General features: G+C 38.9%; 34 protein-coding genes. 11 read left to right on the top strand and 23 right to left on the bottom strand.

Annotated elements, in window-relative coordinates:
* Positions 1–84: 84 nt before the first annotated feature.
* On the top strand, positions 85–1,098 hold the full coding sequence (locus KIP84_RS12810) for an AraC family transcriptional regulator (RefSeq protein WP_213688658.1): 1,014 nt from the start codon (positions 85–87) through the stop codon (positions 1,096–1,098).
* 42 nt (positions 1,099–1,140) lie between these two features.
* On the opposite strand, the gene ttdB is transcribed toward KIP84_RS12810, so the two are convergent.
* The 3 genes from ttdB to KIP84_RS12795 are packed head-to-tail and all read right to left on the bottom strand — an operon-like array spanning position 1,141 to position 3,993.
* Positions 1,141–1,749: a L(+)-tartrate dehydratase subunit beta gene (ttdB, locus tag KIP84_RS12805; RefSeq protein ID WP_000722967.1), complete on the bottom strand. Its 609-nt coding sequence runs from the start codon at positions 1,747–1,749 to the stop codon at positions 1,141–1,143.
* Positions 1,746–2,645: a L(+)-tartrate dehydratase subunit alpha gene (gene ttdA, locus KIP84_RS12800; protein ID WP_002163154.1), complete on the bottom strand. Its 900-nt coding sequence runs from the start codon at positions 2,643–2,645 to the stop codon at positions 1,746–1,748. Before ttdA ends, ttdB begins: the two co-directional genes overlap by 4 nt.
* A 49-nt stretch (positions 2,646–2,694) precedes the next feature.
* Positions 2,695–3,993, bottom strand: a complete 1,299-nt coding sequence (locus KIP84_RS12795; protein ID WP_130173972.1) for an MFS transporter — start codon at positions 3,991–3,993, stop codon at positions 2,695–2,697.
* A gap of 237 nt (positions 3,994–4,230) precedes the next feature.
* Here KIP84_RS12795 and KIP84_RS12790 point away from each other — a divergent pair, with 237 nt between their 5' ends.
* The gene (locus KIP84_RS12790; protein ID WP_002163157.1) at positions 4,231–5,151 is read left to right on the top strand and encodes a LysR family transcriptional regulator; all 921 of its coding nucleotides are present in this window, start codon (positions 4,231–4,233) and stop codon (positions 5,149–5,151) included.
* 59 nt (positions 5,152–5,210) lie between these two features.
* On the opposite strand, the gene KIP84_RS12785 is transcribed toward KIP84_RS12790, so the two are convergent.
* From KIP84_RS12785 to KIP84_RS12770, 4 genes are all read right to left on the bottom strand, one after another.
* Complete coding sequence (locus tag KIP84_RS12785; protein ID WP_213688657.1) at positions 5,211–6,089, bottom strand: class I SAM-dependent methyltransferase; 879 nt, start codon at positions 6,087–6,089, stop codon at positions 5,211–5,213.
* A gap of 113 nt (positions 6,090–6,202) precedes the next feature.
* Positions 6,203–7,726, bottom strand: a complete 1,524-nt coding sequence (locus tag KIP84_RS12780) for an NAD(P)/FAD-dependent oxidoreductase (protein ID WP_213688656.1) — start codon at positions 7,724–7,726, stop codon at positions 6,203–6,205.
* Between the two features lie 22 nt (positions 7,727–7,748).
* Positions 7,749–8,582 (bottom strand): SDR family NAD(P)-dependent oxidoreductase, encoded by an 834-nt coding sequence (locus tag KIP84_RS12775; RefSeq protein WP_017386375.1) that lies wholly within the window; start codon positions 8,580–8,582, stop codon positions 7,749–7,751.
* A gap of 65 nt (positions 8,583–8,647) precedes the next feature.
* On the bottom strand, positions 8,648–9,607 hold the full coding sequence (locus tag KIP84_RS12770; protein WP_005070390.1) for a metal-dependent hydrolase: 960 nt from the start codon (positions 9,605–9,607) through the stop codon (positions 8,648–8,650).
* Positions 9,608–10,133: 526 nt separating this feature from the next.
* On the opposite strand from KIP84_RS12770, the gene KIP84_RS12765 reads away from it, so the two are divergent.
* On the top strand, positions 10,134–10,754 hold the full coding sequence (locus KIP84_RS12765) for a TetR/AcrR family transcriptional regulator (protein ID WP_002163161.1): 621 nt from the start codon (positions 10,134–10,136) through the stop codon (positions 10,752–10,754).
* A gap of 78 nt (positions 10,755–10,832) precedes the next feature.
* On the opposite strand, the gene KIP84_RS12760 is transcribed toward KIP84_RS12765, so the two are convergent.
* Positions 10,833–11,555, bottom strand: a complete 723-nt coding sequence (locus KIP84_RS12760; protein WP_017399397.1) for a pirin family protein — start codon at positions 11,553–11,555, stop codon at positions 10,833–10,835.
* Positions 11,556–12,161: 606 nt separating this feature from the next.
* Between KIP84_RS12760 and KIP84_RS12755 the strand changes: the two genes are divergently transcribed.
* The 3 genes from KIP84_RS12755 to KIP84_RS12745 all read left to right on the top strand — a co-directional run bounded on the left by KIP84_RS12755 (position 12,162) and on the right by KIP84_RS12745 (position 15,144).
* On the top strand, positions 12,162–12,389 hold the full coding sequence (locus KIP84_RS12755; protein ID WP_002163179.1) for a hypothetical protein: 228 nt from the start codon (positions 12,162–12,164) through the stop codon (positions 12,387–12,389).
* A 320-nt stretch (positions 12,390–12,709) separates the two neighbouring features.
* A complete protein-coding gene (locus tag KIP84_RS12750; protein WP_005070381.1) occupies positions 12,710–14,029 on the top strand; it encodes an NCS2 family permease in 1,320 nt (439 codons plus the stop codon).
* A gap of 116 nt (positions 14,030–14,145) precedes the next feature.
* A complete protein-coding gene (locus tag KIP84_RS12745; protein WP_213688655.1) occupies positions 14,146–15,144 on the top strand; it encodes an adenosine deaminase in 999 nt (332 codons plus the stop codon).
* A gap of 44 nt (positions 15,145–15,188) precedes the next feature.
* Here KIP84_RS12745 and KIP84_RS12740 read toward each other — a convergent pair whose 3' ends face one another.
* The gene (locus tag KIP84_RS12740; protein ID WP_206218435.1) at positions 15,189–15,743 is read right to left on the bottom strand and encodes a cytochrome b; all 555 of its coding nucleotides are present in this window, start codon (positions 15,741–15,743) and stop codon (positions 15,189–15,191) included.
* A 240-nt stretch (positions 15,744–15,983) separates the two neighbouring features.
* On the opposite strand from KIP84_RS12740, the gene KIP84_RS12735 reads away from it, so the two are divergent.
* Together KIP84_RS12735 and rnhB are read left to right on the top strand one after the other, a co-directional pair.
* Complete coding sequence (locus tag KIP84_RS12735; protein ID WP_213688654.1) at positions 15,984–16,373, top strand: hypothetical protein; 390 nt, start codon at positions 15,984–15,986, stop codon at positions 16,371–16,373.
* A 70-nt stretch (positions 16,374–16,443) separates the two neighbouring features.
* On the top strand, positions 16,444–17,010 hold the full coding sequence (gene rnhB / locus KIP84_RS12730) for a ribonuclease HII (RefSeq protein WP_002163155.1): 567 nt from the start codon (positions 16,444–16,446) through the stop codon (positions 17,008–17,010).
* A gap of 67 nt (positions 17,011–17,077) precedes the next feature.
* On the opposite strand, the gene csrA is transcribed toward rnhB, so the two are convergent.
* The 11 genes from csrA to KIP84_RS12675 all read right to left on the bottom strand — a co-directional run bounded on the left by csrA (position 17,078) and on the right by KIP84_RS12675 (position 23,203).
* Entirely contained in the window at positions 17,078–17,332 is a 255-nt protein-coding gene (csrA, locus tag KIP84_RS12725; RefSeq protein ID WP_000906487.1) for a carbon storage regulator CsrA, read from the bottom strand.
* Between the two features lie 246 nt (positions 17,333–17,578).
* Complete coding sequence (locus tag KIP84_RS12720) at positions 17,579–18,859, bottom strand: aspartate kinase (protein ID WP_002115333.1); 1,281 nt, start codon at positions 18,857–18,859, stop codon at positions 17,579–17,581.
* Positions 18,860–19,068: 209 nt separating this feature from the next.
* Positions 19,069–19,284 (bottom strand): hypothetical protein, encoded by a 216-nt coding sequence (locus KIP84_RS12715; protein WP_213688653.1) that lies wholly within the window; start codon positions 19,282–19,284, stop codon positions 19,069–19,071.
* 1 nt (position 19,285) lies between these two features.
* Positions 19,286–19,603, bottom strand: a complete 318-nt coding sequence (locus KIP84_RS12710) for a hypothetical protein (RefSeq protein ID WP_213688652.1) — start codon at positions 19,601–19,603, stop codon at positions 19,286–19,288.
* A gap of 3 nt (positions 19,604–19,606) precedes the next feature.
* Entirely contained in the window at positions 19,607–19,891 is a 285-nt protein-coding gene (locus KIP84_RS12705; RefSeq protein WP_213688651.1) for a hypothetical protein, read from the bottom strand.
* Positions 19,888–20,097: a hypothetical protein gene (locus KIP84_RS12700; RefSeq protein ID WP_078224784.1), complete on the bottom strand. Its 210-nt coding sequence runs from the start codon at positions 20,095–20,097 to the stop codon at positions 19,888–19,890. The genes KIP84_RS12705 and KIP84_RS12700 overlap by 4 nt, the downstream gene beginning before the upstream one ends.
* Positions 20,088–20,345, bottom strand: coding sequence for a hypothetical protein (locus KIP84_RS12695; RefSeq protein ID WP_000654796.1), 258 nt, complete (start codon positions 20,343–20,345; stop codon positions 20,088–20,090). Before KIP84_RS12695 ends, KIP84_RS12700 begins: the two co-directional genes overlap by 10 nt.
* A 1-nt stretch (position 20,346) precedes the next feature.
* Positions 20,347–21,309, bottom strand: a complete 963-nt coding sequence (locus tag KIP84_RS12690; RefSeq protein ID WP_213688650.1) for a hypothetical protein — start codon at positions 21,307–21,309, stop codon at positions 20,347–20,349.
* A complete protein-coding gene (locus KIP84_RS12685; protein WP_213688649.1) occupies positions 21,306–22,424 on the bottom strand; it encodes an ATP-binding protein in 1,119 nt (372 codons plus the stop codon). The genes KIP84_RS12690 and KIP84_RS12685 overlap by 4 nt, the downstream gene beginning before the upstream one ends.
* Positions 22,425–22,436: 12 nt before the next feature.
* A complete protein-coding gene (locus tag KIP84_RS12680; RefSeq protein WP_213688648.1) occupies positions 22,437–22,760 on the bottom strand; it encodes a hypothetical protein in 324 nt (107 codons plus the stop codon).
* A 2-nt stretch (positions 22,761–22,762) separates the two neighbouring features.
* Complete coding sequence (locus KIP84_RS12675) at positions 22,763–23,203, bottom strand: hypothetical protein (RefSeq protein ID WP_031985107.1); 441 nt, start codon at positions 23,201–23,203, stop codon at positions 22,763–22,765.
* 194 nt (positions 23,204–23,397) lie between these two features.
* Between KIP84_RS12675 and KIP84_RS12670 the strand changes: the two genes are divergently transcribed.
* The gene (locus KIP84_RS12670; protein ID WP_000560785.1) at positions 23,398–23,613 is read left to right on the top strand and encodes a hypothetical protein; all 216 of its coding nucleotides are present in this window, start codon (positions 23,398–23,400) and stop codon (positions 23,611–23,613) included.
* 428 nt (positions 23,614–24,041) lie between these two features.
* On the opposite strand, the gene KIP84_RS12665 is transcribed toward KIP84_RS12670, so the two are convergent.
* The 3 genes from KIP84_RS12665 to KIP84_RS12655 form a co-directional block, all read right to left on the bottom strand.
* Positions 24,042–24,551 carry a hypothetical protein gene (locus KIP84_RS12665; protein WP_000923285.1) on the bottom strand — a complete coding sequence of 170 codons (510 nt, stop codon included), beginning with the start codon at positions 24,549–24,551 and terminating at the stop codon, positions 24,042–24,044.
* Between the two features lie 172 nt (positions 24,552–24,723).
* Positions 24,724–24,900, bottom strand: coding sequence for a hypothetical protein (locus tag KIP84_RS12660; protein ID WP_000370480.1), 177 nt, complete (start codon positions 24,898–24,900; stop codon positions 24,724–24,726).
* 14 nt (positions 24,901–24,914) lie between these two features.
* The gene (locus KIP84_RS12655; RefSeq protein WP_213688647.1) at positions 24,915–25,679 is read right to left on the bottom strand and encodes a LexA family transcriptional regulator; all 765 of its coding nucleotides are present in this window, start codon (positions 25,677–25,679) and stop codon (positions 24,915–24,917) included.
* Positions 25,680–25,756: 77 nt separating this feature from the next.
* Here KIP84_RS12655 and KIP84_RS12650 point away from each other — a divergent pair, with 77 nt between their 5' ends.
* Both KIP84_RS12650 and KIP84_RS12645 read left to right on the top strand, forming a co-directional pair.
* Complete coding sequence (locus KIP84_RS12650) at positions 25,757–25,942, top strand: Cro/CI family transcriptional regulator (RefSeq protein WP_000165919.1); 186 nt, start codon at positions 25,757–25,759, stop codon at positions 25,940–25,942.
* Positions 25,943–25,951: 9 nt separating this feature from the next.
* Positions 25,952–26,308 carry a hypothetical protein gene (locus tag KIP84_RS12645; protein WP_000041063.1) on the top strand — a complete coding sequence of 119 codons (357 nt, stop codon included), beginning with the start codon at positions 25,952–25,954 and terminating at the stop codon, positions 26,306–26,308.
* The last annotated feature ends 24 nt before the right edge of the window (positions 26,309–26,332 follow it).

Raw genomic sequence — 26,332 nt, 5'->3', positions numbered from 1 at the left:
TATGCAGAATAGACGTTTATTAACTTGATTTAGAGGATGGATGAGGACAAAATATTGTGATTCGAGGACATTCTGAGCAATACAGTGAAGTATGCATGGGCTTTTGAACGCAGTGTACATAGTGTTCGGTTAATGGCTGATTTTGCGGGGGAATCAGGCATTTCTTATGAGACGATTTTAAAAGGGACTGGGCTTAGCCAACAACAATTACTCGACCCTAATATGGTGGTGACAGGCCATCAGGAATTACAGTTGATTCATAACTTGGTGGAGCAACTAGGAAACAAGCCCACATTAGGCTTAGAAGTGGGCATGCGCTATCATTTCACCACATTTGGGCCATTAGGTATGGCTCTGATGAGTAGCGCTAGCATTCGTGAAGCGCTGGATTTAGCTTTAACCTATTTTACTTTAACCTTTGCTTTTACCCGCTTTGATGTATCTGATACCTTACAGGGAATTCGCATTGAAATTGATGAGCAAGATATTCCATCTTTAGTACGTCAATTCATTATTGAACGCGATGCCGCTGCGCTCATTACGGTACAGCGAGATTTGGTGCAGGACAATTTTTGCCAATATTTGGCTTTTTCTTTCCAACCCAAAGGTGATGCCGAGCCATATCGGAATTTATTTGGGGTTACGCCAGAATTTGGCGCAGCTAAAAGTTTTGTAATTCTGGATCCGCAAAAAGTGGATCAAAAATTACTCATGGCGAATGAGTTGGTTTTGCACACTGCAGAAGAGCAATGCCGTCAAATATTAGAAAAGCGCCAATCACAAAATAAATTTACAACCTTAGTGCAACAGCAGCTGATGAGTATGCGCGGGGAAATGCCATCTATGGATATAGTGGCTGAACGTTTGCATTTAAATGTTCGTACTTTACGCCGTCATTTGGCATCAGAGAGGATGACTTTTATTCAGATACGTGAAGAAGTTAGACAGGTTCTAGCTGAGCAATATTTGGCATTACCAAAAGTTTCGGTTGAGCAGATTGCCGAGTGGTTAGGTTATGCAGAACCTGCCAGTTTTATTCATGCTTATAAAAGATGGCATGGGAAAACACCTCATGCCATGCGTTTAGTACAAAAATAAAAAATGAAAGGCGCTTTTGCTTTCCTTTCATTAAGGAGCGGTTTATTTAATAAAGCTTAGTTGCTTACTGATTTTTTCTAAAATCGGGGCTTTCTTGGCCTGAAATTCAACTTTGTTTTGTTGAATCAGGTTGTTGCCTTTGGTGTCGATAGAAATAATGAGCGGACCAAATTCTCTTACACGATTTATCCAAAGGGTTTCTGGCATACCTAGGTCTTGCCATTCAGCGCCTTCGATCTCTTCAACTAAAGTTGCTGCGAGTACTGCACAGCCTCCTGGGAAAATCGCATGAACGGCAATATTTTCCTGACATCCAGCAGCTGTTTCTGGTCCCATGCCACCTTTACCTACAATAAGCTTAACGCCAGTTTGCTTGATAAATTCCCGCTCGAATTTCTCCATCCGCATACTGGTTGTTGGGCCAATCGAAACCATCTCGAAGTCGTTTTCACCTTTTTTGCGCACAATAGGGCCAGCATGAAAAATCGCTCCGCCTTCAAGATTAACTGGCAGTTCACGACCTTGTTCGATCAGTCTGCGATGGGCAACGTCGCGACAAGTCACTAAACGACCAGTCAGATAAACCACATCACCGACTTTAAGGTCTAAAAGATCTTCATCTTTAATAGGAGTTGTCAGAATTTTTTTCATAGTACAACTCCTTCATGAGACAAGATTTCATACGACATATCTGGATTAATCTTAATTTTGCCACGGCGATGTGCCCAGCAACCTGTATTTACGGCAACCCCAATGGTTGATGGGTGGCGTGCAGAAGATTCAATATTGACTCCCATTACGCTGTTATTTCCTGTGAGCCCCTGAGGACCAATACCAATTTCATTAAGACCTTGTTCTAACAGTTGCTCCATCAAGGCAGCGCGTGGGTTATCACTTGTTGAGTCAACCGGACGCATAATGGCGAGCTTAGAAAGGCGAGCCGCTGTTTCAACTGAAGTCGATACGCCAACACCAACCAGTAAGGGTGGGCAGGCATTAACACCGCGTTCGGTAATAACATCCATCACAAATTCAGCAACGCCTTCATAGCCTTGACCTGGCATTAAAACTTTTGCTGCACCTGGTAAGGTACATCCGCCACCAGCCATATAGACATCAATGGTACAAGTGTCGAGTTCAGGCACAATACGCCAATCTAACCATGGAATTTGGGTACCTGTATTTGTACCGGTATTTTTTTCATCGAAGGTTTCAACAGCGTTGTGACGTAAGGGGCCTATGCGTGTTGCTTCGGCAGTAGCTTCGCTCAAAATATCTTGAAGTTCACCAAGCAAAGGGAAGTTAGCACCTGCTTCAACAAAATATTGAATGACACCGGTGTCTTGGCAGCTTGGGCGGTTGAGTTTATCTGCAGCTTGCTGATTTTCTTCCATCGAGTCATAAACTGATTTAGCCAATGGATTAGTTTCTAAGGTACGAAGTTCAATTAACTTGCTTTTCACATCTTTGGGTAAGCGTTTTCCAATATAAGCCGTAAATTTGGCCATGGTGTCCGTAAGGGACTGGACTGCGATATCTTTGTCCATGTTGTGCTCCTTGAAGAAACTTGTTCAGATTTAATTGATGTAAATAGGGTTATTGGGTGGCTTTAGCAGTGTTTACTTTCACTTTTTGGGAGAAGCTCAGCACTAGTGTTAGTAAGGTCGAGATAATAAGTAGACCGGCAACAAAATAGAGTCCACCTGTGAAATCTCCAGTTTGATCTTTAATCCAGCCGATCATGGCAGGGCCTGCAAACCCACCTAAATTTCCGATTGAATTAATCGTTGCAATGCCTGCTGCTGCGGCTGATCCTGACAAGAACATGGTTGGCATGCTCCATAGCGGTGGCTTGGCACAACTAATACCGACATTCACAATGGTAAGTGCGGCAATTAATCCAATGACATTGTGTGTGCCTGCTGCAATTGCGAGACCAACTGCTGCGGTTAAACATGCAAGAGCAACATGCCATGTACGTTCATTGGTGCGGTCAGAGTGTCGAGACCATAAAACCATGGCAATGACAGAAACAATTGGTGGAATGGCATTTAAAAGCCCCACAGTCATAGAAGTTACGCCAAGCTGTTTAATAATTTGTGGCGCCCAGATGCCGAGTGTATAAAGCCCAGCCGACGTTCCGAAATAAATCAATGCAAGAGCAAGTACTCGTGGGTTGGCAAGACCGCGAAGAATGCTGTGATGCTGTGGTGCATTTTTCCCTACATCCTCTTCCTTCATGGTTTTTACAAGCCATTCACGTTCATCCTGTCTTAACCAAGTAGCTTGTTCAGGGCGATCCGTCATATATTTAAAAACAACAACGCCTAAGATGATTGCTGGTATTGCCTCAATAATGAACATCCACTGCCAACCAGCGAGACCCCAAATTCCATGCATTTCAAGTAATGCGGCAGAGATTGGTGAACCCACCGCGGTAGCAATCGGAGCGGCTGCCATGAATAAAGCAATCACCCCAGCGCGATGGCGAGCAGGAAACCAGTAAGTTAAGTACAAAATAATGCCGGGAAAGAAGCCAGCCTCGGCAACACCGAGTAAAAATCGCATAATGTAAAAGCTGGTTGAGCTTTCTACAAATGCCATGCCTGCTGCGATCAACCCCCAAGTCACCATGACTCTAGCAATCCAGATGCGGGCACCGACTTTATGCAAAATAATGTTGGATGGGACTTCAAATAAGAAATAACCCAAAAAGAAAATTCCGGCACCAAACCCGAGAACCGAGGCTGTAAAGCCTAAGTCTTCTTTCATGGTGAGTGCGGCAAAACCAATATTGACGCGGTCGATATAGGCTATAAGGTATAACAACATAATAAACGGTACGATTCTCCAAGTAATTCGACGTAACGTTCGCTTTTCAATATCCATTTCCATGTCATGACTCCATATTCATGACTACCAATCCTGATTGGTAGTTTTCGCTTTCTTTACCGCTATTGATTCGGCTAGATGGCTTTTCCCGTTCATCCACAGCATTCCTTCTGCGGACATTTTTATGCTCTTAAATAAGAGATGGCTTATGTCGGGAAACATTGAAATGGATGTTAAACCCTTTAAAAAACTGATGAATCGATATAAAGTTAAATCACTATTGCAAAAAACTTAATAATCATGAATGCAGATACGGAATTAGCTTTCTTTTGTTTATTGGTTAAACAAGGAAGTCTTGTCGCGACGGCACGAGAGTTAAACTTGACTCCACCTGCGGTTTCCAGACGTTTAAATCAACTTGAAGAGCGTTTAGGTGTAAGGCTTTTAAATAGAACAACACGCCGAATTAGTTTAACCAGTGAAGGTGAGGTCTACTTTGAAAATGCGGTTCGTATTTTAAAAGAGATTGATGAAATGGAGCGTTTGGTTTCAAGTAGTCGGGCAGCACCCAAAGGGGTATTGCGTGTGAATGCTCCTTTAGGCTTTGGCCGTTCTTATATTGCGCCAGCGATTTCTACATTTGCCAAAATCTATCCTGATGTCGATGTCCAACTGCATTTAACAGACCGCCCGATTAATCTGCCAGATGAAGCCATTGATGTCTCAATCCGCTTTGGCGAAATACCTGATTCACGTCTAATTGCAAAAAAATTGGCAGCCAACCGCCGTTTATTATGTGCATCACCTAGCTATTTAAAAACGGCAGGGCAACCACTCACTCCTCATGATTTAACACAGCATCAGTGTATTGTGATTCGGCAAAATGATTCAGCTTATGGGAATTGGCGGTTAAGTCATGGCAAACAAGTTGAAACTGTTAAAGTTCATGGGCAACTAAGTACCAATGATGGGGCAGTTGCATTAAATTGGGCCTTAGAAGGCTATGGTATTTTGATGCGAGCAGAGTGGGACGTAGCAAAATATTTAAGAAGTGGTAGATTAGTTCAAGTGCTAGCGGACTATGAAACACCACCAGCAGATGTCTATGCGGTGTATTTAGAGAGACTGAATCTGTCACCTAAAGTCGCGCACTTTTTAGATCATTTACGCCAATTTTTAAATCAGCATGTCGATGGGCCAGAGCCGCGTTCAAGCTGGTAATGGTGCTATTAATCTTGATTATAAAAAAGCCAACTTAAAGTCTAAGTTGGCTTTCAATATTATTTTCTATTTAAACGCAAATGCAGCAAACGCGTTGCTGAGGTGTGGCGAATTTCATCAATCCTTCCATTAAAATAGCGTTCAGTGATGGCTTCACCTGAAAGATCTTCGACTACTTCAAATCCCATCTGCTCCACTGCATGATGTAAGTCTATTGGTTTAAATTGACCTAATAAAGGCTCTTTCAACAAATGGGTAAACTGCGCAACCCCCATACTTCCAAGTCGCTCAATACCGTTTAATTCCTGAAAATCGGTCGAATAGTCGAGCACCACTTCGCTGCCGTTTGCAGCAAATTCAGCAATACTTTTTAAAGTTTGCAAGGTCGTTTGCGGGTTTAAATAGTGCGTTGTACCTAACCATGAAAAAAATGCAGGAGCAGATAAATCATAGATACTTCTGGTCAGAGCTTCTGAAATAGACTCTTTCTCAAAGTTAATCGCAACAAATTCAACGGTAGCAGGAATATTGCCTAGCTTTTTTAGTTTGGCTTGTTTGGCCGCTTGAGTATCAGGATGATCAACTTCAAAAATTTTCAAAGCAGGGTAATGGTGTGATTCACGTAGTGCAAAAGAGTCTAGGCCAGCACCCACTAATACATATTGTTGAGTGTTCTGTTGAACTACCTGAGCAAGTAAATCTTCGGCATAACGGGAGCGCCCAACCACTTGCCCAGTAAGTAAACCTAAAGTGCGGTTTAACACCGAAGAATTCATCACTTTAACAATCAGTGGGTTAGAGAGCAGTTTTTTCCAGCCTTTACTCGTTAGTTCAAAAGCATAAGGATCTGAAAATACAGGGTTCTGTGTATTTTGAAAATGATTGGCTCGTAATGCAGCAGCGGCTTCAGCAGTACGGCTTGATTGTCCTTCTTTCATCTTTATCCTGTTTTTTTATTTCTTGAAGATATTCAACAAAGAAGGCAGTGCATTTCATGAAAACCTAAAATACACTGCCTATTTCTTACAACAGATTTGATCGAAATTACAAATTAGTAAGTTTTCGTCGTTTGATACGTCACTTCATAATCTTTCAAATCTACTTTTTTCAAACGCTGTTTAAGTTTTTTTAATGACCAAGGCCATGCGGCAAAGTTACGACCGTTGGCATCAAGGTAATAACTCTTACATCCGCCACTATTAAATACAGTTGTTTGCAGGTGTTTTTGAACCAAGTCATTGTGCTTTTTAATCACATCAGATTTAACATTTAACTTGCTAATTCCTTTGTTTTTAATTTTCAATAAGCCATCTACGATATAGTCGAGTTGTGCTTCTGCTAACCCAATGAAAGAATCATAGACCAATACGTTTGGACCCAAAACTAAAAATGCATTCGGTACATTCTCAATATTGGTTCCTAAGTAAGCCTCTGGTGAAGTGTTTTTCCATAAATCATTTAAACGTTGTCCTTTTTCATTAAACACACGTTTACCGATTGGTGGGTGAGATACTTCAAAGCCTGTACCCCAAATAATCACATCAACTTCGTGGCGTTCACCATTCGCAGCAACCACCGTATTGCCTTCAACTTTCACTAAACCATGAGGGATCAGGGTCGTGTTCGGTGCCTGTAGTGCTGGATAATAATTGTTAGCAAACAAGATACGTTTACAACCAATATCAAAGTTTGGCGTTACATTTTTACGTAGAACTGGGTCATTAATTTGCAATTTAAGTAATTGCTTACCCAATACATTGACTGGTTTTAGGGCAAGTGGATTACGTAAACCAAAGTTAATTGCATTCAGTGTTAACGCTACACTTTTACGCCAGCTCGCCTGAATAGCTGGATATTTAGCAATGACTGATTTACTAAACTCGCCCAAGTCTGTATCTGGTTTTGGTAATACCCAAGGTGCTGTACGTTGGAACACAAACAGTTCTTTCGCTTTTGGTTGAATTTGTGGCACAAACTGAATAGCAGATGCACCAGTACCAATCACGGCAATGCGTTTACCTGTCAAATCATAATCATGGTTCCATTTTGCTGAATGGAACATTTCGCCTTTAAATGTTTCTAAGCCTTCAAGACGTGGAATTTGAGCTTCGGTAATTGGACCTGTGGCAAAAATAACCGTTTTAGACAAATATTGACCAGTAGTGGTATCAAGCATCCATACATGACGTGAGTCATCCCATGCTGCGTTAAGCAACTCGTTGTTAAACTCAATTTTAGATGCAATATTAAACTCGTTACTCACATCTTCCAGATAACTCAAGATTTCTGGTTGGCGCGCAAATAAATGGCTCCATTTTGCACTTGGTGCAAATGAGTAAGAATAAAGAGCAGAAGGTACATCGCAGCCACAGCCTGGATAGGTGTTCTCACGCCATGTTCCACCCACGCGGCTAGCTTTTTCAATAATTTTATAATTGGTATAACCAACTTGATCTAGGCGAATGGCAGCAGCGATCCCGGAAATGCCCGCACCCACAATAAAAGTATCGAAAATATGGCTTGGTGATTTGACAGCTTTTTTTGCTGATGCATTTGTTTTCATTTGAGCAGTCATATGTGTACTACCTATAAATTTCTTATTTAAATAATTTGTACGATGTACCAAGGAACTTGGTATACAAGCTTGGGGATGCGCGTTTCATGAGCCAGAATAACTTCGCATCAATTTGAGGAATGGTATACATCTCATCCTGATCAAGGCGATTAAGGGTTAATCTTGCAACATCATCACTTGTGGTGAGCGCATAGTTCATCAGTGCATGGTCTGCCAGCTTTGAATAGCGCCCCGGAATTCGACCATTTTTAATGATATTGGTAGGTACCAGCGTCGGGCAGAGCACGTTCACCTTAATGTTAAACTTACGCAGTTCGGCAGAAAGCGTTTCTGAAAGCGCACGCACACCCGCTTTAGTCACGTTATAAGCAGTCATTTCTGGGGCAGCCGTGTAAGATGCCGCAGATGCCACATTAATAATCGCGCCGTAACCTAACTTTTTAAACTTGGGAACAAATGCATGACAACCATGAATAACTCCCCAAAGGTTAATATTCATGACCCAGTTCCAGTCTTCTAGGCTGAGTTCGTCAAATTTACCGCCTAAACCTACTCCAGCATTATTAATGACAAGAGTCACAGGATGCCCAAGTAAGATTTCAGCAGTTTCAGCAAGATGGTTAACCTGTTCAGCATTACCCACATCACAGCGCATAGCAAAAGCTTTTGCACCTTCTTGTTCAAGAAGTTTTACTGTTTCTTCAGCAGCTTCCAGATTAATATCTGCACACACTACGCTGCCACCACGTTTCGCAAGTTCAATTGCAAAACTTCTACCAATCCCACTGCCTGCACCCGTCACTACAGCATAAGCTTTTTGGCTTGGTTTAACTTTCTTTTTGCCAAATAAAATCATGATTCATCCATAAATAGCTTGAAGAGATACCAGCTACCTATTCGATAGCTGGAAATGCAGGACGATTAAGACATGCGTACTGGTGGGGTAAATTCTTTAACAAAGTAAGGAGCAATTGCGCCGCCTTCGGTCAGCAATTTCTTTTTGTAATACTCAAGATATTCAGTCGTATCATGATCATTTGGATGAAAATCTGGGCGTAAGTAGTCAAGAATTTGACCAATCGTACTGCCGAAAACTCCATCTTTTGGACCAAAGATTAAGCCTACACCGCGACGAGCATCTTTCCAGAATTTCAAGGTCAGCATCTCTTGTGGCTTTCTTAAAACAGGCACAAATAATGTAGTCGCAGGGATTAAACCTAAAATGGTAAATAACGCGAGGAAGAAACCAGACGCGCGTAGTGCATAACTACCATTTAAAAGTTGATAGACATCGTAGGCAATATCTTTATGCTCAGATTCTTCAAGCATATGCCACATCCACAATGCACGGCTTTTTTCGTCATCTGAATAATAGAAGTTCTTTTCGTGCTTCATCATGTATTCAGCAAGTACCGCAGTAAAATGCTCAATACCTGCCATCATTGATAATTTGAGTGGCTGTGGAAACTTTAAGAAAACATACTTAAAGAAGTTTGAGCCAAGAAAGCGATATAGTGCAACAGGATATTCAGCATCTTGAAGGGCATCGTTATATTCATTGTGCAATTTAGAATGAATTGCTTCTTGGCCAATCAACGACGTTACTCGCTGCTTTAATATTGGATCTTTAATAAACTCACGGTGATGGCGAGCGGTTTCAATCACCAGATCTTCACCGTAAGTTAAAAACACCGAAAGTGTGGCAAAAAACAAAGTAGCAAATTGATTGTCCATATAGAATCTGACATCAATTTCTTTACCATCAAAACCAATATTTAAATGTCTGATTGGAATTGAGCTTTTGCTAGCAAAATCTGGTAGCTCAATTTCACGCTGAAATTTAAGTTTGTTGAATGATTTTTTAACTGCGGTCGAGATCATGGCGACACCCTGAGGCAAAGTAGTGGTGCATTTTGATGAAAATTAATAAACTCAATGATCAACAAAGCACTGTAAAATTCCATTTTCAAAAACAGATAATTCTCTGTATTGACTACGGTGTTGTTGCTCCGTTATTTGTTTGATTATTTGGCTGAATAACGGAAGAAGAACCGAGGCAGACAAAAGAGCTGCTTAAAGAGTCTTCTTTAATTTTTTCATATTAATCTGACATTATGTTCGGATTCAATTCGGGTAAATTTTTAAATATATAAAAGTATTTTATAGACATTCTTTGTAATAATAATTTTAAATAAATTTGATTTATGTTTTTGAAATATAACAGATTAAATTTGTTTTTGATCTCGGAAAATAGTAAATAAAAGCATCGATTGATTGATAAGTTGAGATCTGTTTTTCTCAGTTTTTCTGATTAAGTTTGACAACTATTCGGATTTTGTTTTTTTATTTCTACCAAGTCAGATTACATGCTAATCTGACTTTATGTTCGGATTATTAATTAGATCGTATGACTACGCGTAAACCACGTCAAACTCGAGCTAAAGTCACTGTCGACACGATTATTGAAGCAGGTTTTATAGCCGTGGCACTTCATGGACCGAGTGGAACCACGACACGTCATATTGCAGAAATTGCAGGAGTGAGTGTCGGGTCTTTATACGAATATTTTAAAAATAAAGAAGAAATTTATGATGCAATGAATCACTTTTTTGTTCGCGAAATTCTGGACATGATTACAGAGCTTACACCGACAATTTTACAGTTGGAGTTAGAGCCTGTTATTGAAATGATTTTTTATACTTTTAGTGATTTATTAAAGAAAAATAATGACCGTTATTTGACTGTTTTACGTTATGCAGGAGAGTTGCAGTACGACAAATACATTCCCAAAATTGAACAGGCTTTAATGGAAGTCATCATGAAATATATGATGCATAATCCAAAATACCTAAAAATCAATAATTTGCCTGTAATTACCTATATCTGTATTAATAGTGGAATTTTTAATGTCGCACGGCATCTTATTTTGCCCAACCCTTATATTAGTTTTGATGAAATGGTGCAGGGGCTAACTACTATGATCATGAGCTATATCAATACAGAGATGGCTCGTTCAGAAGAGCACTGAGCTGAGATAGAATTTTTATAAGTCCAAGTAACGATAAAAAGCCCTCACATAAAAGTTTATGTGAGGGCTTAATTGATCTTATGGCATGGTTGGAACTTCTTCAGGACGCATATCGAAAATCAAAATTTCGGCGTTATCACCATTGGTAAACGATAAGCTTCCACCTTCACGAATACGTGCAGCATCGCCGGTGTTAAAGGTTTTACCATTTACATCAACACGACCTTTAGCAACGTGTAGGTACACATAACGACCATCAGGAATCACAAAGTCAGCAGTTTCTTCACCATCAAAAAGACCTGAGTAAATATTAATGTCTTGTTTGATCGATAAAGTTTTCTCGCCACCTTTCGGTGAGATGATCAAATGCAATTTACCGCGTTTGTCTGCTTCATCAATATGAACTTGTTGATAGTCTGGCTCTGTATTCACTTCATTTGGAACAACCCAAATTTGCAAGAAATGAACGCCTTCTTGAGCTGAGTGGTTAAATTCACTATGAGCAACACCACGACCTGCACTCATCAGCTGAATGTCACCCGGCACAATCACAGAGCCTGTACCCATCGAGTCTTTATGCTCTAATGCACCTTCAAGTACATAGGAAATAATTTCCATATTACGGTGAGGGTGAGTACCAAAGCCTTTAGATGGAGCAACGTTATCATCGTTAATTACAAGCAGATCCGAAAAACCAACTTGTTTAGGATCCCAATAGTTAGCAAATGAAAAGCTATGTTTTGATTGTAACCAACCATGATGTGCTGCACCACGCTCGTGAGATAAACGCATATCAAACATGATGTATTCTCCTGATTTAATTTTTTATCTGAGTACAGTTTATCGTAGCGTTTATTGGAATGAAGCTAGGAAAATAGAAAGCTTGGTGCGATTTATAGAACGATGAAACTTGGACGTAATTTTGCTAGTCAACCAATAGAGTCAACGGAGAAAAAATATTTTTTAAATAAGATGAAGATTTCTTTGAGATGAATTTTTACTTTCCATGCTAAACACGCAATATAGAAATTAGTCGCTAAAGAAACAATTTTAAAGAAAAGTACATTAACGAAAATAGCTCCTTTTTATCTCATTTAAAGCTTAGCAAATAAAAACAAATTTCAAGCCATATACACATTTGTCTATGCTCTATCTTTAAAATAACTTAAGAGTTAAAACCGATAAAAAGATAATATTAAAAATAACTAAAATAAGCTCTTATTAAATAAAGTTACTTTTCAATGGAAAAGTTTAGTATTTATTAGGTTTTTTCATGATATTTTTAAAATAACTTTTATTTTCAATAATTTGAATAAGAGTGTGTTATTGTAAATAAATGTGAAAATATTCACAAAGCTATAATTTTTTGTTAAGATCATTAACATTAAAAACATAGAGATAATAATAATGATCAATAAAGTATTAATAGTGTTGTGTGTGGGTATCGTCTTTGTATTAGGGTATTGGGCTTATTTAGATACTCAAAATAAAAGACATCAAGAGCTAATGCAGATCATACAAGAAGCTGAAAAAAACCTGCAAAGTATCGAACGAAATCCGAATCATGCTCATCACAGCAATTTAGCTTCTTTTCATATGCAACAATATATAGGCGAGAAAAAAATTATTTTCTAGCAATAACGAGCTATAAATTTCTAACTTTTTACAGTGTCATTGGTCATATCTTTTCATAAATTTTGATCATGTTTCTGTTGAATCTGTTAAACTTATTGAACGTATAGTAAAAAAGCTGCATAGGGGTTATGCAGCTTTTTTGTGTTTCAAGAGGGGCTGTGGTTGTTTGCTATATAAAGCTAGAAATCAAATGAGTGGCATATTTGTTGCTTCTTAAATTTGAGATTCTTGTTTATAGGACTGAACAGAAAAACAATATTGTTCAGAGACCTACATAGACGTAAATATTCCACAGTTCAGATTTTGCATAGAGGCTACTTATGGCGGCGCCCAATTCTTCGGCAGGCTGGTTAGAGCGTTTATTTAAGCTAAGCGACAATAAAACCACTTTCCGAACTGAAGTTCTTGCTGGTGTAACTACATTCCTAACGATGTGTTACATCATTATTGTCAATCCACTCATTTTATCTGAAACCGGCATGGATCATGGTGCCGTATTCGTTGCGACCTGTTTGGCAGCAGCAATCGGATGTTTAGTAATGGGGATCATTGCTAATTATCCAATCGCACTGGCCCCTGGTATGGGTTTAAACGCTTACTTTACCTATTCGGTTTGTATGGGAATGGGCGTGCCATGGCAAACAGCTTTAGCCGCTGTTTTTGTTTCAGGCCTTGTCTTTCTTGCAATTAGCTTCTTTAAAATTCGTGAAGCGATTGTTAATGCGATTCCAATGTCACTTAAGTTTGCAATCGGCGGTGGTATTGGTTTGTTCCTAGCACTGATTGCACTAAAAAATGCTGGAATCATTGTTGATAACCAAGCGACATTAGTCGGTTTGGGCGATATTAAACAGCCTACAGTATTATTAGCGCTATTCGGATTTTTAATGATTGTGGTTTTACACCAATTAAAAGTTCGTGGTGCAATCATTATTAGTATTTTAGTGGTTACGGCCATCGCTACTGCTTTAGGTTTAAATGAATTTAAGGGTGTAGTGGGTCAAATTCCTTCAATTGCACCAACATTCATGCAAATGGACTTTGAAGGTCTATTTACAGCAAGTATGGTCGGCGTCATTTTCGTATTCTTTATTGTCGATTTATTTGACAGTACAGGGACTTTGGTTGGTGTTTCGCACCGTGCAGGTCTTTTACAAGACGGTAAATTACCTCGTTTGAAGAAAGCATTATTTGCAGACTCTACTGCAATCGTTGCAGGTGCTGCATTAGGTACATCTTCAACTACACCATATATCGAATCAGCTTCAGGTGTAGCAGCAGGCGGACGTACTGGTTTAACAGCTGTTGTAGTTGCAGTCTTATTTATCTGCTGTTTATTTTTAGCACCTCTTGCTCAATCTGTACCAGGTTTTGCAACGGCGCCAGCTTTATTGTTCATTGGTGTGTTGATGATCCAAGGGATCACTCACATTGATTGGGATGATATTACTGAAGCTGTTCCAGCATTTTTAACCATTGTATTTATGCCATTCACCTATTCAATTGCTGATGGTATTGCAATGGGCTTTATTAGCTATGCATTAGTTAAATTATTCACGGGTAAGGCAAAAACTGTACCGTACATGGTATGGATTATTGCTGCGCTTTGGGTATTTAAATTTATCGCGTTTGGCGGTTAATATGATTTTTTATAATTTTCTTCTTGAGCTATCTTAGACATAGTTTTCAATAAGAAGAAAATTATAAAAGGGTGTGATTTTGACCACACCCTTTTTTCTTTAGACGTGGAGTTAATATGAATCAAGTCGAGCTGATTCGCGCCTTACCAAAAGCCGAATTGCATGTGCATATTGAAGGGACTTTCGAACCTGAATTAATGTTTGCAATTGCCCAGCGCAATCAGATTCAGATTCCTTACAAATCTGTTGAAGAAGTAAAGCAAGCTTATAACTTTCATAATCTTCAATCATTCTTAGATATTTACTATGCTGGCGCGAATGTTCTTGTACATGAACAAGACTTTTATGATTTAGCGTGGGCCTATTTTGAGAAATGTGCCGAAGATCATGTCGTTCATACAGAAATGTTCTTCGACCCGCAAACCCATACAGACCGTGGTGTTGCATTCTCAACTGTGATTAATGGTTTAAAACGTGCGTGTGCAGATGCTAAAGCTAAGTTTGGTATCAGCTCTCAATTGATTATGTGTTTCTTACGTCATTTAAGTGAAGAAGCTGCATTTGAAACGCTTGAGCAAGCGTTGCCGTTTAAGCAAGATATTATTGCTGTAGGCCTTGATTCAAGTGAAGTAGGGCATCCACCAGCTAAATTTGAACGTGTTTTTGCTAAGGCGAGTGAAGAAGGCTTCTTAATCGTGGCTCACGCTGGGGAAGAAGGTCCTCCTGAATATGTATGGGAAGCTTTAGATCTACTCAAAGTGAACCGTATTGATCATGGTGTACGTTCTGAAGAAGACAAACAATTAATGGCGCGTTTAATTAATGAAAAAATGCCATTAACGGTTTGTCCTTTAAGTAATTTAAAGCTATGTGTTGTTAAGGATATGAAAGATCACAATATCCGCCGTCTTTTACAAAAAGGCGTACACGTGACGGTTAACTCAGATGATCCTTCATATTTCGGTGGATATATGAATGATAATTTCTTTGCCATTCAGCAAGCTTTAGACTTAAACAATGATGAGTTGAAGCAACTCGCAATTAATTCTTTTGAAGCTTCATTCATTTCAGATGAAGAGAAACAAAAGTGGATTGCAGAAATCCAAAAAATCTAAATAAAAAAAACCGCCTATCTCAGGCGGTTTTTTATACATCAGATTTATTTAGGTTGTTTAGTCATACTATTTAAAATATTGTCTTTATCAATAAAGTGATGTTTTAAAGCTGCTAGTACATGCCCAACAATCAGCAAGCCTGCAAACCAAGAAATATAAATATGTAAAGGTTTAACGATAGCTAAAAGCTCATCATTTTTTTGAACTAAACGTGGAATATCAAATAAATATAAAACTGGAGCCGGATGGTCTGCACTCCAACTAAATAGACATCCAGTGATAGGTAAAGCCACCAAAATCACATAAAGGAATAGATGACCAATGTGAGCCAGAGTTTTCATCATTGGAGACATGCTGTCAGGTAATTTTGGAGCTGGATGTGTATAGCGCCATAAAATCCGGATAATCACCAAAAAGATAATGGTGGTTGCAATATTTTTGTGCAGCGTAATGACATCACCTTTAATGGTACTAGTATCATAACTTAAAAAATTACCACTATAGAAACCAATAGCCCATGCTGCGATGAAAATGATTGCCATCACCCAATGCAGAATTTGTGCGGTACGGGTGTAATACTGAGATGAAGCAGCAGGCATAGAAGACCCTTTTTTTGTCGTTTTGATTTGTGATTTTAGGGGAAAGCACAGATTTTGAGAAATGTTTTAAATGTGACAGAGCGTGCTAAAAACAGAACGTTTTACCCCAAAAAAAAGCATTTGATGAGCTGAATTTCGCTCGGCAAAATAGTTTGCATAAATGCATCAAATTATTTGTTTCTTCTAAAGTTGAGTTTAGGCACAATACGCGCTGCCAACGTTCAATCAAAGGAAAAAATGATGAAAAAATTGATGCTCGCTCTAGCACCAGTTGTTTTAGCTTTAACAGCATGCGCAACAACTACAGGCACTGGTACAGGTGCTGCTTCTGCACAAACCACAACTCAACAATTAGGCGTTGCTGCGTTAAAGGTTGCTGTAAATGCGAAATGTATTACAGAGATTAATAATGTTGCGGCTTGGAAAACAGCAACAAAATATATGACTGCTGAGCAACGTGATAGCATCCAAACCAATGTATGTGGTTGTGTGAGCGAAAAAGCTCCAAACAGTGTGACAGCAGTAGAATTAGCTGCAGCTGCACTTGATGTAAACACACGTGCTACAATCGTAAACCAAGTGGTTTCTAAAACTGTAAATGCTTGTGTGACAGAAGCTTTACAAAAGTAATTAATAAATTATGTGTTAAAGAAGGCTGATTACTATTGATCAGCCTCTTTTGTTTAAAGGTAGTGAGTTGATGTTTATTGCTGGTGTAGATGAGGCGGGACGGGGGCCTTTAGTAGGTTCGGTTGTGGCAGCAGCCGTTATTTTAGATCCGAATAATCCAATTTTAGGATTAAATGATTCTAAAAAATTAACTGAAAAGAAACGTGAAAAGTTGTTTATTGAAATACAAGAAAAAGCCTTAGCTTGGTCAATTGCTGAAGCAACACATGCTGAGATTGATGAGCTAAATATTTTACAGGCAACTTTTTTGGCTATGCAGCGCGCTGTCGATGGCTTAAAAACTCAACCTCAAAAAGTGATTGTCGATGGTAATCAAATTCCTAAAGGAATTATTATTCCTTGTGAAGCTATTGTTGGTGGGGACGCAAGCCATGCTGAAATTAGTGCAGCAAGTATCTTGGCAAAAGTGACACGAGATCGACAAATGGCGGAATTAGATCAGCAATATCCGTTATTTGGTTTTGCCAAACATAAAGGATATCCAACCAAAGCACATTTTGAAGCGATTGCCGTGCATGGCGTGATTGATCAGCATCGTCGTAGTTATGCACCTGTTAAACGTGCTTTAGGTCTATAAATACAACCACTTAAAAAATTTAAAGCGACTATAAAGTCGCTTTAATTAGGGAGAGAACAACTTCATACTAACGATTGAAGTTTTTCTGTGCATAATTATCATCTTCATAAGAAACTTGATAATCTTGATCAAGATGTTGAAGGTGTTCATGCATTGCACGTTCATGTTGAATACGTTGATAAATTTCTTCGCGATGAACAGAAACCTCTTTTGGTGCATTCACACCAATACGAACCTGGTTTCCTTTGACGCCAAGCACAGTAACACTGACTTGATCCCCAATCATTAATGTTTCCCCGACACGGCGGGTCAGAATCAGCATGTTTATCTCCTTGCTAAACGCTTAAAACTGCAATATTGGTACCCAAATAAAAAGCTCAACCTCAGTTTTCAGTCAGATTCTAACAGAAATATGAGAACAAAGTCATATTTTGATAATCTCTGCCAAAAAACTTTCCGTTTAATATAACAGAGCCGCTATAAAAAAAACTATAGCGGCTCTGTGTTTTCTTTGATTATTGTCGGACAAGTAAACATTTTTTAATGAATTCTTGACCGGTTGGTAAAATTAAGCGCGGGCGCTGCTTTCACCATGTTCACGATCCAAACCAAAAGCGGTATGTAAGCAGCGAACAGCAAGTTCAAGGTATTTCTCGTCGATAATCACAGAAACTTTAATTTCAGAAGTTGAAATCATAAGAATGTTGATACCTTCATCAGCAAGGGCAGTGAACATTTTGCTCGCTACACCTGCGTGTGAACGCATACCTACACCAACGATAGACACTTTAACGATGTCATCACGTGTTGAAACTTCACGTGCGCCAATATTTTTAGCAGTTTCGTTTAAGATTTTTTCAGCTTTCGCTAAATCAACACGGTTTACAGTGAAAGTAAAATCTGTTGTGCCATCTTCTTCAACATTTTGCACTATCATATCGACTTCGATATTGGCATCACTTACTGGTGATAAGATTTTAGAAGCAATGCCTGGTTCATCAGGTACACCTAAAATCGTTAATTTTGCTTCGTCACGGTTAAAAGCAATACCTGCAATAATTGGCTGTTCCATAGTATCTTCTGCCTCAGTAGTAATGAGTGTACCAACATTTTCTTTAAATTCGTCGTCAAAAACGCCGTCGTCGTCATTATCAAAGCTTGATAATACACGTAAAGGAACTTGATATTTCCCGGCAAACTCTACTGAGCGAATTTGTAAAACTTTAGAACCTAATGATGCCATTTCTAGCATTTCTTCAAAAGAAATACGGTCGATTTTTTTGGCTTTAGGAGCAACGCGAGGGTCAGTAGTGTAAACACCATCTACATCAGTGTAAATCTGGCATTCGTCAGCTTTTAAAGCAGCAGCAAGAGCAACACCAGAAGTATCTGAACCACCTCGACCTAGTGTTGTGGTATTTCCATTAGCATCAAAGCCTTGGAAACCAGCAACCACAATAACACGGCCTGCATCTAGGTCATTGGTCATGACATCTGTATCAATAGACTCGATACGCGCCTTGGTAAATGCACTGTCAGTTTTAATACCGACTTGACGTCCGGTATAGGATTTAGCTTCCACACCAATCGAATTAAGTGCCATAGCTAACATGGAAATCGTCACCTGTTCACCGGTTGAAACCATTTGGTCTAACTCACGTGGGTCAGGTGTTTCGGTAATGGCTTTAGCGAGAGCAAGTAAGCGGTTTGTTTCACCACTCATTGCAGATACGACCACAACAACCTTGTGACCGTGATCATGCCAACGCTTCACACGACGAGCAACATTTAAAATGCGCTCGGGGGTACCCATAGAAGTACCGCCATATTTTTGAACGATTAATGCCATATCGCCTAAACCCTTATAATTAAACGGGAAAAGTATATTCTTGCTTCCTTGGTTTCATTATATGTACACCATTATGTACATAAATGAAATTGCTGAGTTTATCTAGCAAGCCGTGATTCGGCGGACAGTATATAGTAACGTAAATATGCTAACAATCATTGATCTGGACTAATTTCATCAAGTTTGCTGATTGTTAGCTTCTATATTACTTATATTGCTTTCTTTAACTGTTCTTTCTTTTGGCATTCATTTTCCCATTCGATTACATCAGAAGTGAGATATCGTTTCATTGTTCCGCCTTCTGAATCAAAAGCAGGGGCAGGAAAAGGAATGCCCCAAGGGGTTCTTTCTTCCCAGCGATTTAAAGTGCGCTTAGTAATATGAAACATCTCACAAACACTATTGGATGTCAGATATTTATCCACTTTATCTCTCCTTACTTTCCGCTTTAACTTCGTACTCTCCATTCACCCAGCCATCCTCATAATCCAAGCCTGGTCTTTCAATTTGGATGGCATGCTCTTTAACATCTCTCCAATTCATATTGTTTGCAGCCCAATCATGAATTTCATAGTCATCAGATTCAAAGAGAGGGACGGTGTCAGTAATTAGACTTTCTTCGAAAGATATTTCATCAACACCTGCATAATACTTTGCGCGATTCTCAGCAATGATGCGAACTGGTACAGCCCATTTGCTTTCGTCTGGCATAGTCACGATATAGTTTTTATCCAAAATACTCATCAATCAGTTCCTCAATTCATTGCGTTCTTGTTTCAAACGCATCACTAAGTTATTCAGAGTAACGCTCACAGTTTTCTCAAAATTCTTAGTGGATTGAAATTCTGCAAACTGAGACAAAGCCAAACCAAAAATATGGTATGCAAAAACTTTTGCTGCTTCAGGATCGTTTTTAAGTAGCTCTTCAGTACTTGGGCAAATAATATTTTGAAAGATATGTGCTGCTACTTCAGCAGGTGTACCTTCAATACGATTAGGTGTTAGATTCACTTCACCAATAACTTTACTCATTCCTTTATGCCCTCATTTAATATTTCCCACTCACCCCAATCGCCTAAATAACCAGATTTTGAAATGCTTGTTGTAATCACTTGACCATCATCACAAGTTACTTTCATTCGATTGGCGTCTATGCGAACAGCTTTATAAACAACATCCATTTGTAAATTTGCTGGTAAAGGGCTGGGGCCATTTACAGACTTAATTCTTACTTCCATTTTTGAGCCCTCAAATATTCTTCTTTAGTCCACTCAACAAACTCTTTATAAAGCTGCTGAGCGGGTTTATTTAACCGGTTGTTGTAGTCTATTGTTATGCGGCGCCAAGCTACTGGTACGGCATAATGTTTCGTTAAAAGCATTGCTTGGTTTAACCCTTGCTGGACTATTACAAAGCCCAGCAAGTGCAAGTAATTAGTAAAACCAAGTAAGTGCTTGTTATTCACTTTCTTGAATTGGTCTTTCATTCTAGTAACCGTCTCCTAATAGATAATCAGAATCAGGCTCTTGGGTTGAATTAGATGTAGGATTATCTAACTCGAAGCGGCGTTTTCTTATATACCCCATAAGCTTCGGTTGAATCTGTGGATCTCGTGCAGCCACGTCTATTTCCAAAGCATCTAACGTTGTAAGGTCTGGTGCATTTTGGATCTGGACCATTAAAGAAGGTGGTTCACCTGAAGGAGCCTTTTCTTTTTCCAACTCTTCAAGCCGTTTATGAGTAGCAAGTAAAAGAGGTTCCATTTGCTTATCAGTCCACGCACGTGTATAGCGATAAAAAGCATTTACTTCGTCAGGAGTTTTTGATTCCCTAACTCGTTGCAGAAGGGTATCAAGGTTTTTTTGATATTCAGGATCTAATGTCGGGTCATTAGTATCTGGAACTAACTGGTCCTCAGAAGTGGTGATATTAGTTTGTTCAGTAATAACAATTGCAGGCTGAGTTTCTGCAGGAATAACTTCACTAGTCTTTTCAGCTTTTGTTTTTTTGCCTCTTTGTTTTTTGGGTTCCTCACCAAGACGAATAACACTAAGATCATCAGTGATTTCATAACCGAGTGCTTTTGAAATAGCTTTTAATTGAAGCTTGGCATTTTCTGCATCACGCTGCACAAAACCACTATTAATAGCCTCAATGAGTGCAGAGGTTTTAAATCCAACAATATAAATGGAAGGTAAATATGTATTAATTACAAAAACATCCTGACCCGCTTTATACTCATCAATTGTCAATGGTTTAGTGAAGGTAATACCAGCTAATTCAATAGTTTCAAGTTTGATGCAAAACTCATAGCCTGATTTAGCAAAGATGGTTGCAGGGAATTGGTCTAATTCCGAAAACTCCAGCATGTCACCAACTGGTCTACATAAAACCGTAAATCCATTTTGAAGAGCATCAAAAGCTTCTGAAGCTGTTAGTAAATTATTCATGCTGTCATCCCCGTTTTTGCTAATGTTTCAATGTCTTGTTTAACTGCTGTAAGTTTTGCTGCTTCAATTTGGATAAGGGCATCAATGCCTAAATGCTCACAAACCGTTTTTACATCTAGGCCACGTTCAGCAATAAAGTTTTGAAGTTCGTCACGCTGCTCTTCCGAAATAGTTGAAGGTAAAACTTCCAGTTCCAGCCACTTCCTTTTTTCTTTGTTGTAGGTGAATCCTAGGTTAGTTGCGTAGTGCTTCATGCATTCCCACATGTTTTTAATATGTGGATGGTTTTGATCTAATGTTTCTAGCAATACATTAAAATCAGAAGGGTACTGCGCCTCTTCACATGCTTTATTCCATTGCTCCCATTCTTGCTGCAATTTCATAGTTGCCTGCTGCTCAGGGGTCAAGGTGTTTAAATGGTCCTTAGTACGCTGAATTAAATTAGCCATAAAGTTAGCGTTCTCGGGTTTGCGTAGATCTGGAACAATAATGTTTCCTAAAGCACCAGAATCTTTAGTATGAAAACCTTCGCCGCCTTTGAACTTAAGTACTTTGTTGGTATTACCTTTTGCATCAGTTTCTTCTGCAAGATAGGCCATAGCATCAGCTAGCCGGTAAATCTCTTGACGGTTTTTGCCGCCTAGATCTGGACGAACCAAAGTCAAAGTATCGTTTTTATCTTCAGTAGCATGAGCAATGAAAATGACATCTTTGCCAAATCCAATTAGTTTATTGACGAATAAACTAAACATGTTGTTGGCAACACCTTGAACGTTCAGCTTTAAAGAACCATCACTTTTAGTGTTTTTTTGATTGCTTGCGAGGTAACCTTTAATCAGATCAAGGACACGGCCAATAGTATCGAAAACAACTGTATTGTATGGAGCTAGGTCGTTCTCTGTGATATTAGCTATATCAAGCCATGTTTCAGCTACTACCACATCACCACGGCGATTTGCCCCAGTACGGTAAGCACCTTTGTCAGCATCGATAATAAGTGGTTTATCAGCAGTCATGCCCAAGGTTGTTTTATGCATACCTGGGTCGCCATAGAAGTAAACTTTAATGGCATTTACTAAGATTGGCTGAGAAGGTCGAATAATGTTTAAAGCCATAATATTTTTCTCCTATCTACTACCAGTAAAGCCACGTTTTTGCTTATAAGCTTTACGGTCAGGTGAAGGGATGTGTGAGCCGCCTAGATCTTTAGCTAGTTGCTTAGAGCGTTGAAAGCTGATCTCTTGAGTTAATACTTCCCAAACTTTCGGATATTCAGTTTTGAACTTTTCAACATCTAAAGGCGTCTTAATTTCGTCTTTAACTTTGTAAAGAACTGAGCCATTACCATTAGAGACGTATACTTGCCATCCAATACGTACAGAGTAAAGCCCAGTATTGTCACGGCCTAAATATGACTTATAGCCATCAGGGTGTTTTTTGAAATTAGACATCTTTAAGCCTCCAACAACTTGTTACGTTCGATGAAGCCTTTTAGAAGGCCATTGATGTTTCGGATGTCTTCAAATTCGGTGAAATCGTTATATGACTTACCATTAACATCAGTAATTTCATTTACTGTGAGTTGAGTAATTTCAACAGCAGTGAATTCAGAACCCGGAACGCCGTAACTGTCTGGATGAGCTTCAAAATCAAAGCTAACGTTTAAACGGAAACTATCTAATTTGATTACGGCAACGCCAGAATGTTTACCTGTGATTTTGGCAGTTAAGACACCGTAAGTACTTGGTTGAGTCTTAGGGGTAAATAGAGAAGGGGCTTCTTTTGCTTGGAAAGCTGGCTGCAATTGGCAAGCAACTAAAGAACCACCAGAAATTGCAAGAGCAGCCATGCTGACAAATGCAAAGGAGTTGAAAGGGGTAGCTTTTACGTTCATAATTGATCTCGCAGTTTGCAAAAGCACATCGGACCTGGGGAGGGGCGGTGTGCTTTTTTGATGTCTACGAGATAAATATAAGAAAACTTAGTTTTATTGTCAATAAGAAATCTTATTTTAATTTAAGAAAGCTTACTTTTATGCTTTAATAGACAAAAGAAAACCCACACGGGGTGGGTTGGATGGAGTTTGTTATGATCGCTAAGAATAAAAGAAACAGTTGTTGTGCACGCCTAGATATTTGGGATGAATCTCCAATAATTTTAGAAGGCGAGCTAAAGCTGATTGTGCTAGAAGCGCTATATGCTGGTGAATTAGATTTAGAGTGGAGACGCGAGTTCTTTTCAGATGCCATTGAAAAGTTAGAAAAACTAGCAGGTCACCACCCAACTCCTAAGCGTGCTTCTTAAGTGTAATTTCTGAGCGGAAGTTTCTATTTGACTTAATGTTATCAAGATAAAATTGGTCTTTGTCTGTTGATGATATGAATTTATTTATCGTATCCCTATCCATCATTGTATAGCAGATCCTATCACTGTTTTTAAGATCAATTTCAAGAGCATGATCGTTTAAGACAATATAGAAATTAATTAGTTCAGAATTAATATTTACAATTTTACTCACGTGAAATACTCCTCCCGATATGTTTTTAAAGGATCGTGTCGGGTCACGATAGGTAAGTTTATGAAATTAGAAAATATAGTAATTATTGAAAACAGACTTTTCCAAAACTCAACTCAAATTTACTTTGAAAATTTTCCATTTGATGGTGATGAGTTTTATGTGCCAGTTGGTGATTACACTAAGCCAATTGGTTTCCTAAAGTTTAAGCAAATTGCTAAGCCAGGCTGCTTTGAATTATCCGAATTAGTGTCCCTAGATTATCCCAGCCCAAATCCACAATTTTCGTTGTCAGGTGTTTTATACTCTCGCCAGAAAGCGATCGAAGCCCATCAATCAATTTGCGCTTATCAGCAGGCGGTAAATCGGTTGCCATGATTTTTGATTCTAATAAAGTTTTAAATTGGTCTGCTTCGAATTTTATTGTCACCACTCCAAATATTGCAGATAAACCTCCATCATTAGCCATGAAATCTGCACCCTTTTGGGTTAAGCGAGTATACCCAAGTGTGAATGTTGAGTTTTGTATTGCTCCAAAGCCAAGCTGAAGAAATATACTTTTAGGCTCTAATAATTCATGGGATTGTAGATAATATAAATTTGCAAATACCTTCTTCCTAGATTCGTCTTCAAGTTGGTACACTTCATGTGAAAAATCATAAGCTAAAGGGTAGGTTGAAGCCATTTTTTCCATCAACTCCAATTGCAAAACTCTATCAAGCAACATGAATTTCTCCAAACATATGTTATTCTCAATTTATCAATTATCTTGTGATATTGGTGGGCGCAAAGGCTAATGCTGCCAACATTAGTCAATCCAAGACCTTCCTAACCTTGGATGGAAAGACCGACTTATCATCGGTCTTTTTTTATTATTTAATTTTCTGTCCAAGCTTTCCTTATTTTACCAACTGCACTACTTGTTCATTTGTAAGGACTGGAATAAAGACTTTATCACCAATGTCCTTTGAGAGGATCTTCACTTCTTCGGCTGTTAGCACCAAAGCTTCACCATGTTTCGCAGCATCATTGATGCGAGCAATAATCTGGTTGATTGGTCGTTTTGAATTGTCCATAAGTCTTCCTGTGATTAATGCGAATAAGGATGTTCTTGTCTGTGCTGACTTGGTGGTACGATGTCAGTAATAGCTGTAATGCTTTCTACCTCATCCATTTCAAAGAAAAATCGCTCACCACCATTCACAGAAAGCAAGCTTAAAACCCCGCCATTTATGCCAACAAATTCTTTAATTGTGCATCTTCCATCCTTCAAGCATACCTGAACAAACTCATTCGGCACGAGTTCCGCATCTGGATCACAAACCACATACCATCCATTACGGATAGCTGGAAACATTGAGTCGCCAGTGCCTTTAATACCATAGGCTCTTGGTCCTGCTGAGTGAGTTGGAACATACCCATCTCCAGCATTGCCTTCATAACCCATATCTGTGAAATAGCCATCCATGCCCATCTTTGAATAAGCCTTAACAGGAACATATCTTTTTTGGGTGGGGAATGGTTTAACAGGTAATTCAAGAAATTTAACAGCATCTTCGCTATCGGGAATATTGTATTTTTTCTTAAAAGCTTCGATATCCAGAACTTTCAATTGCGCAACAGTGCTATCCAACTTAGGTCCGCTTTCATCTCCATTAGTTATATATGAAGTCGACACTCCGAAATAAGCGGCCATTTTGCTTAATGGGTCTGCTTTAGGAGCATAAGCATCTTTCTCCCAACCAGTGACATTAGGCGCACTAACCCCGACGATTTTTGCCAACTCGCCTTGGGTTAATTTCTTTTCTCTTCGTAAGGCGCGAATACGCTGACCCATAGTTTCTAGATTCTTCATATAAGTTATCTTACATCTTGCAAAAATAAGTTATCTTTGTTTTAATACTAAGAAATCTTATTTTTGAGGTTGCACAAATGACCAAACAGGAAGCTTATGAGTTGCTTGGTGTCAATGGTGTTGGCTTAGCAAAGTTATTAGGAATTGAGCCACCTGCTGTTTACCAGTGGCCAAATGAAAAGATTCCTTTAGCTCGCGAATACCAAATCAGAGATTTGGCAAATGGCAAAGAACCAATCAAACGAACTACTTCAAATGCTTAGGACCTAACCATGAGCAAATTATCAGTTGATATATCTGCAAGCGCCAGAAATGGCGTATCCCGCATATTGCATGGTCTTGATATAAGCAATCAAAAAGAGATTGCTGAACAATTAAAAGTTGATCCAAGCACTATTACTCGGCTTAAAACGGATAAGAAAAACAATGGCTTGAATGAAATTGAAATGTTTTGCGAGCTATTGAGTTTACTTGGTTTAAAAGTCGTTCCTAAAGATTATCAGAGCATTGATAAAGAACGTGTTGCTGCACTTTTAGTTATGTCTAAAAGCTGGATGAACCGTATAGAAACGGTGGATGACTTATTTCATGACGAAATCAGTGGTCAAAAAGAAAAGCTTGGATATTAAAAAACCACTACCTGCTGTAACAGG

It is taken from the genome of Acinetobacter sp. BHS4 (assembly GCF_018454425.1).
In the GTDB taxonomy this organism is placed as follows: domain Bacteria; phylum Pseudomonadota; class Gammaproteobacteria; order Pseudomonadales; family Moraxellaceae; genus Acinetobacter; species Acinetobacter pittii.
The sequence above is the reverse complement of the archived record's forward strand: the minus strand, read 5'-3'. Positions and strand labels throughout refer to the sequence as shown.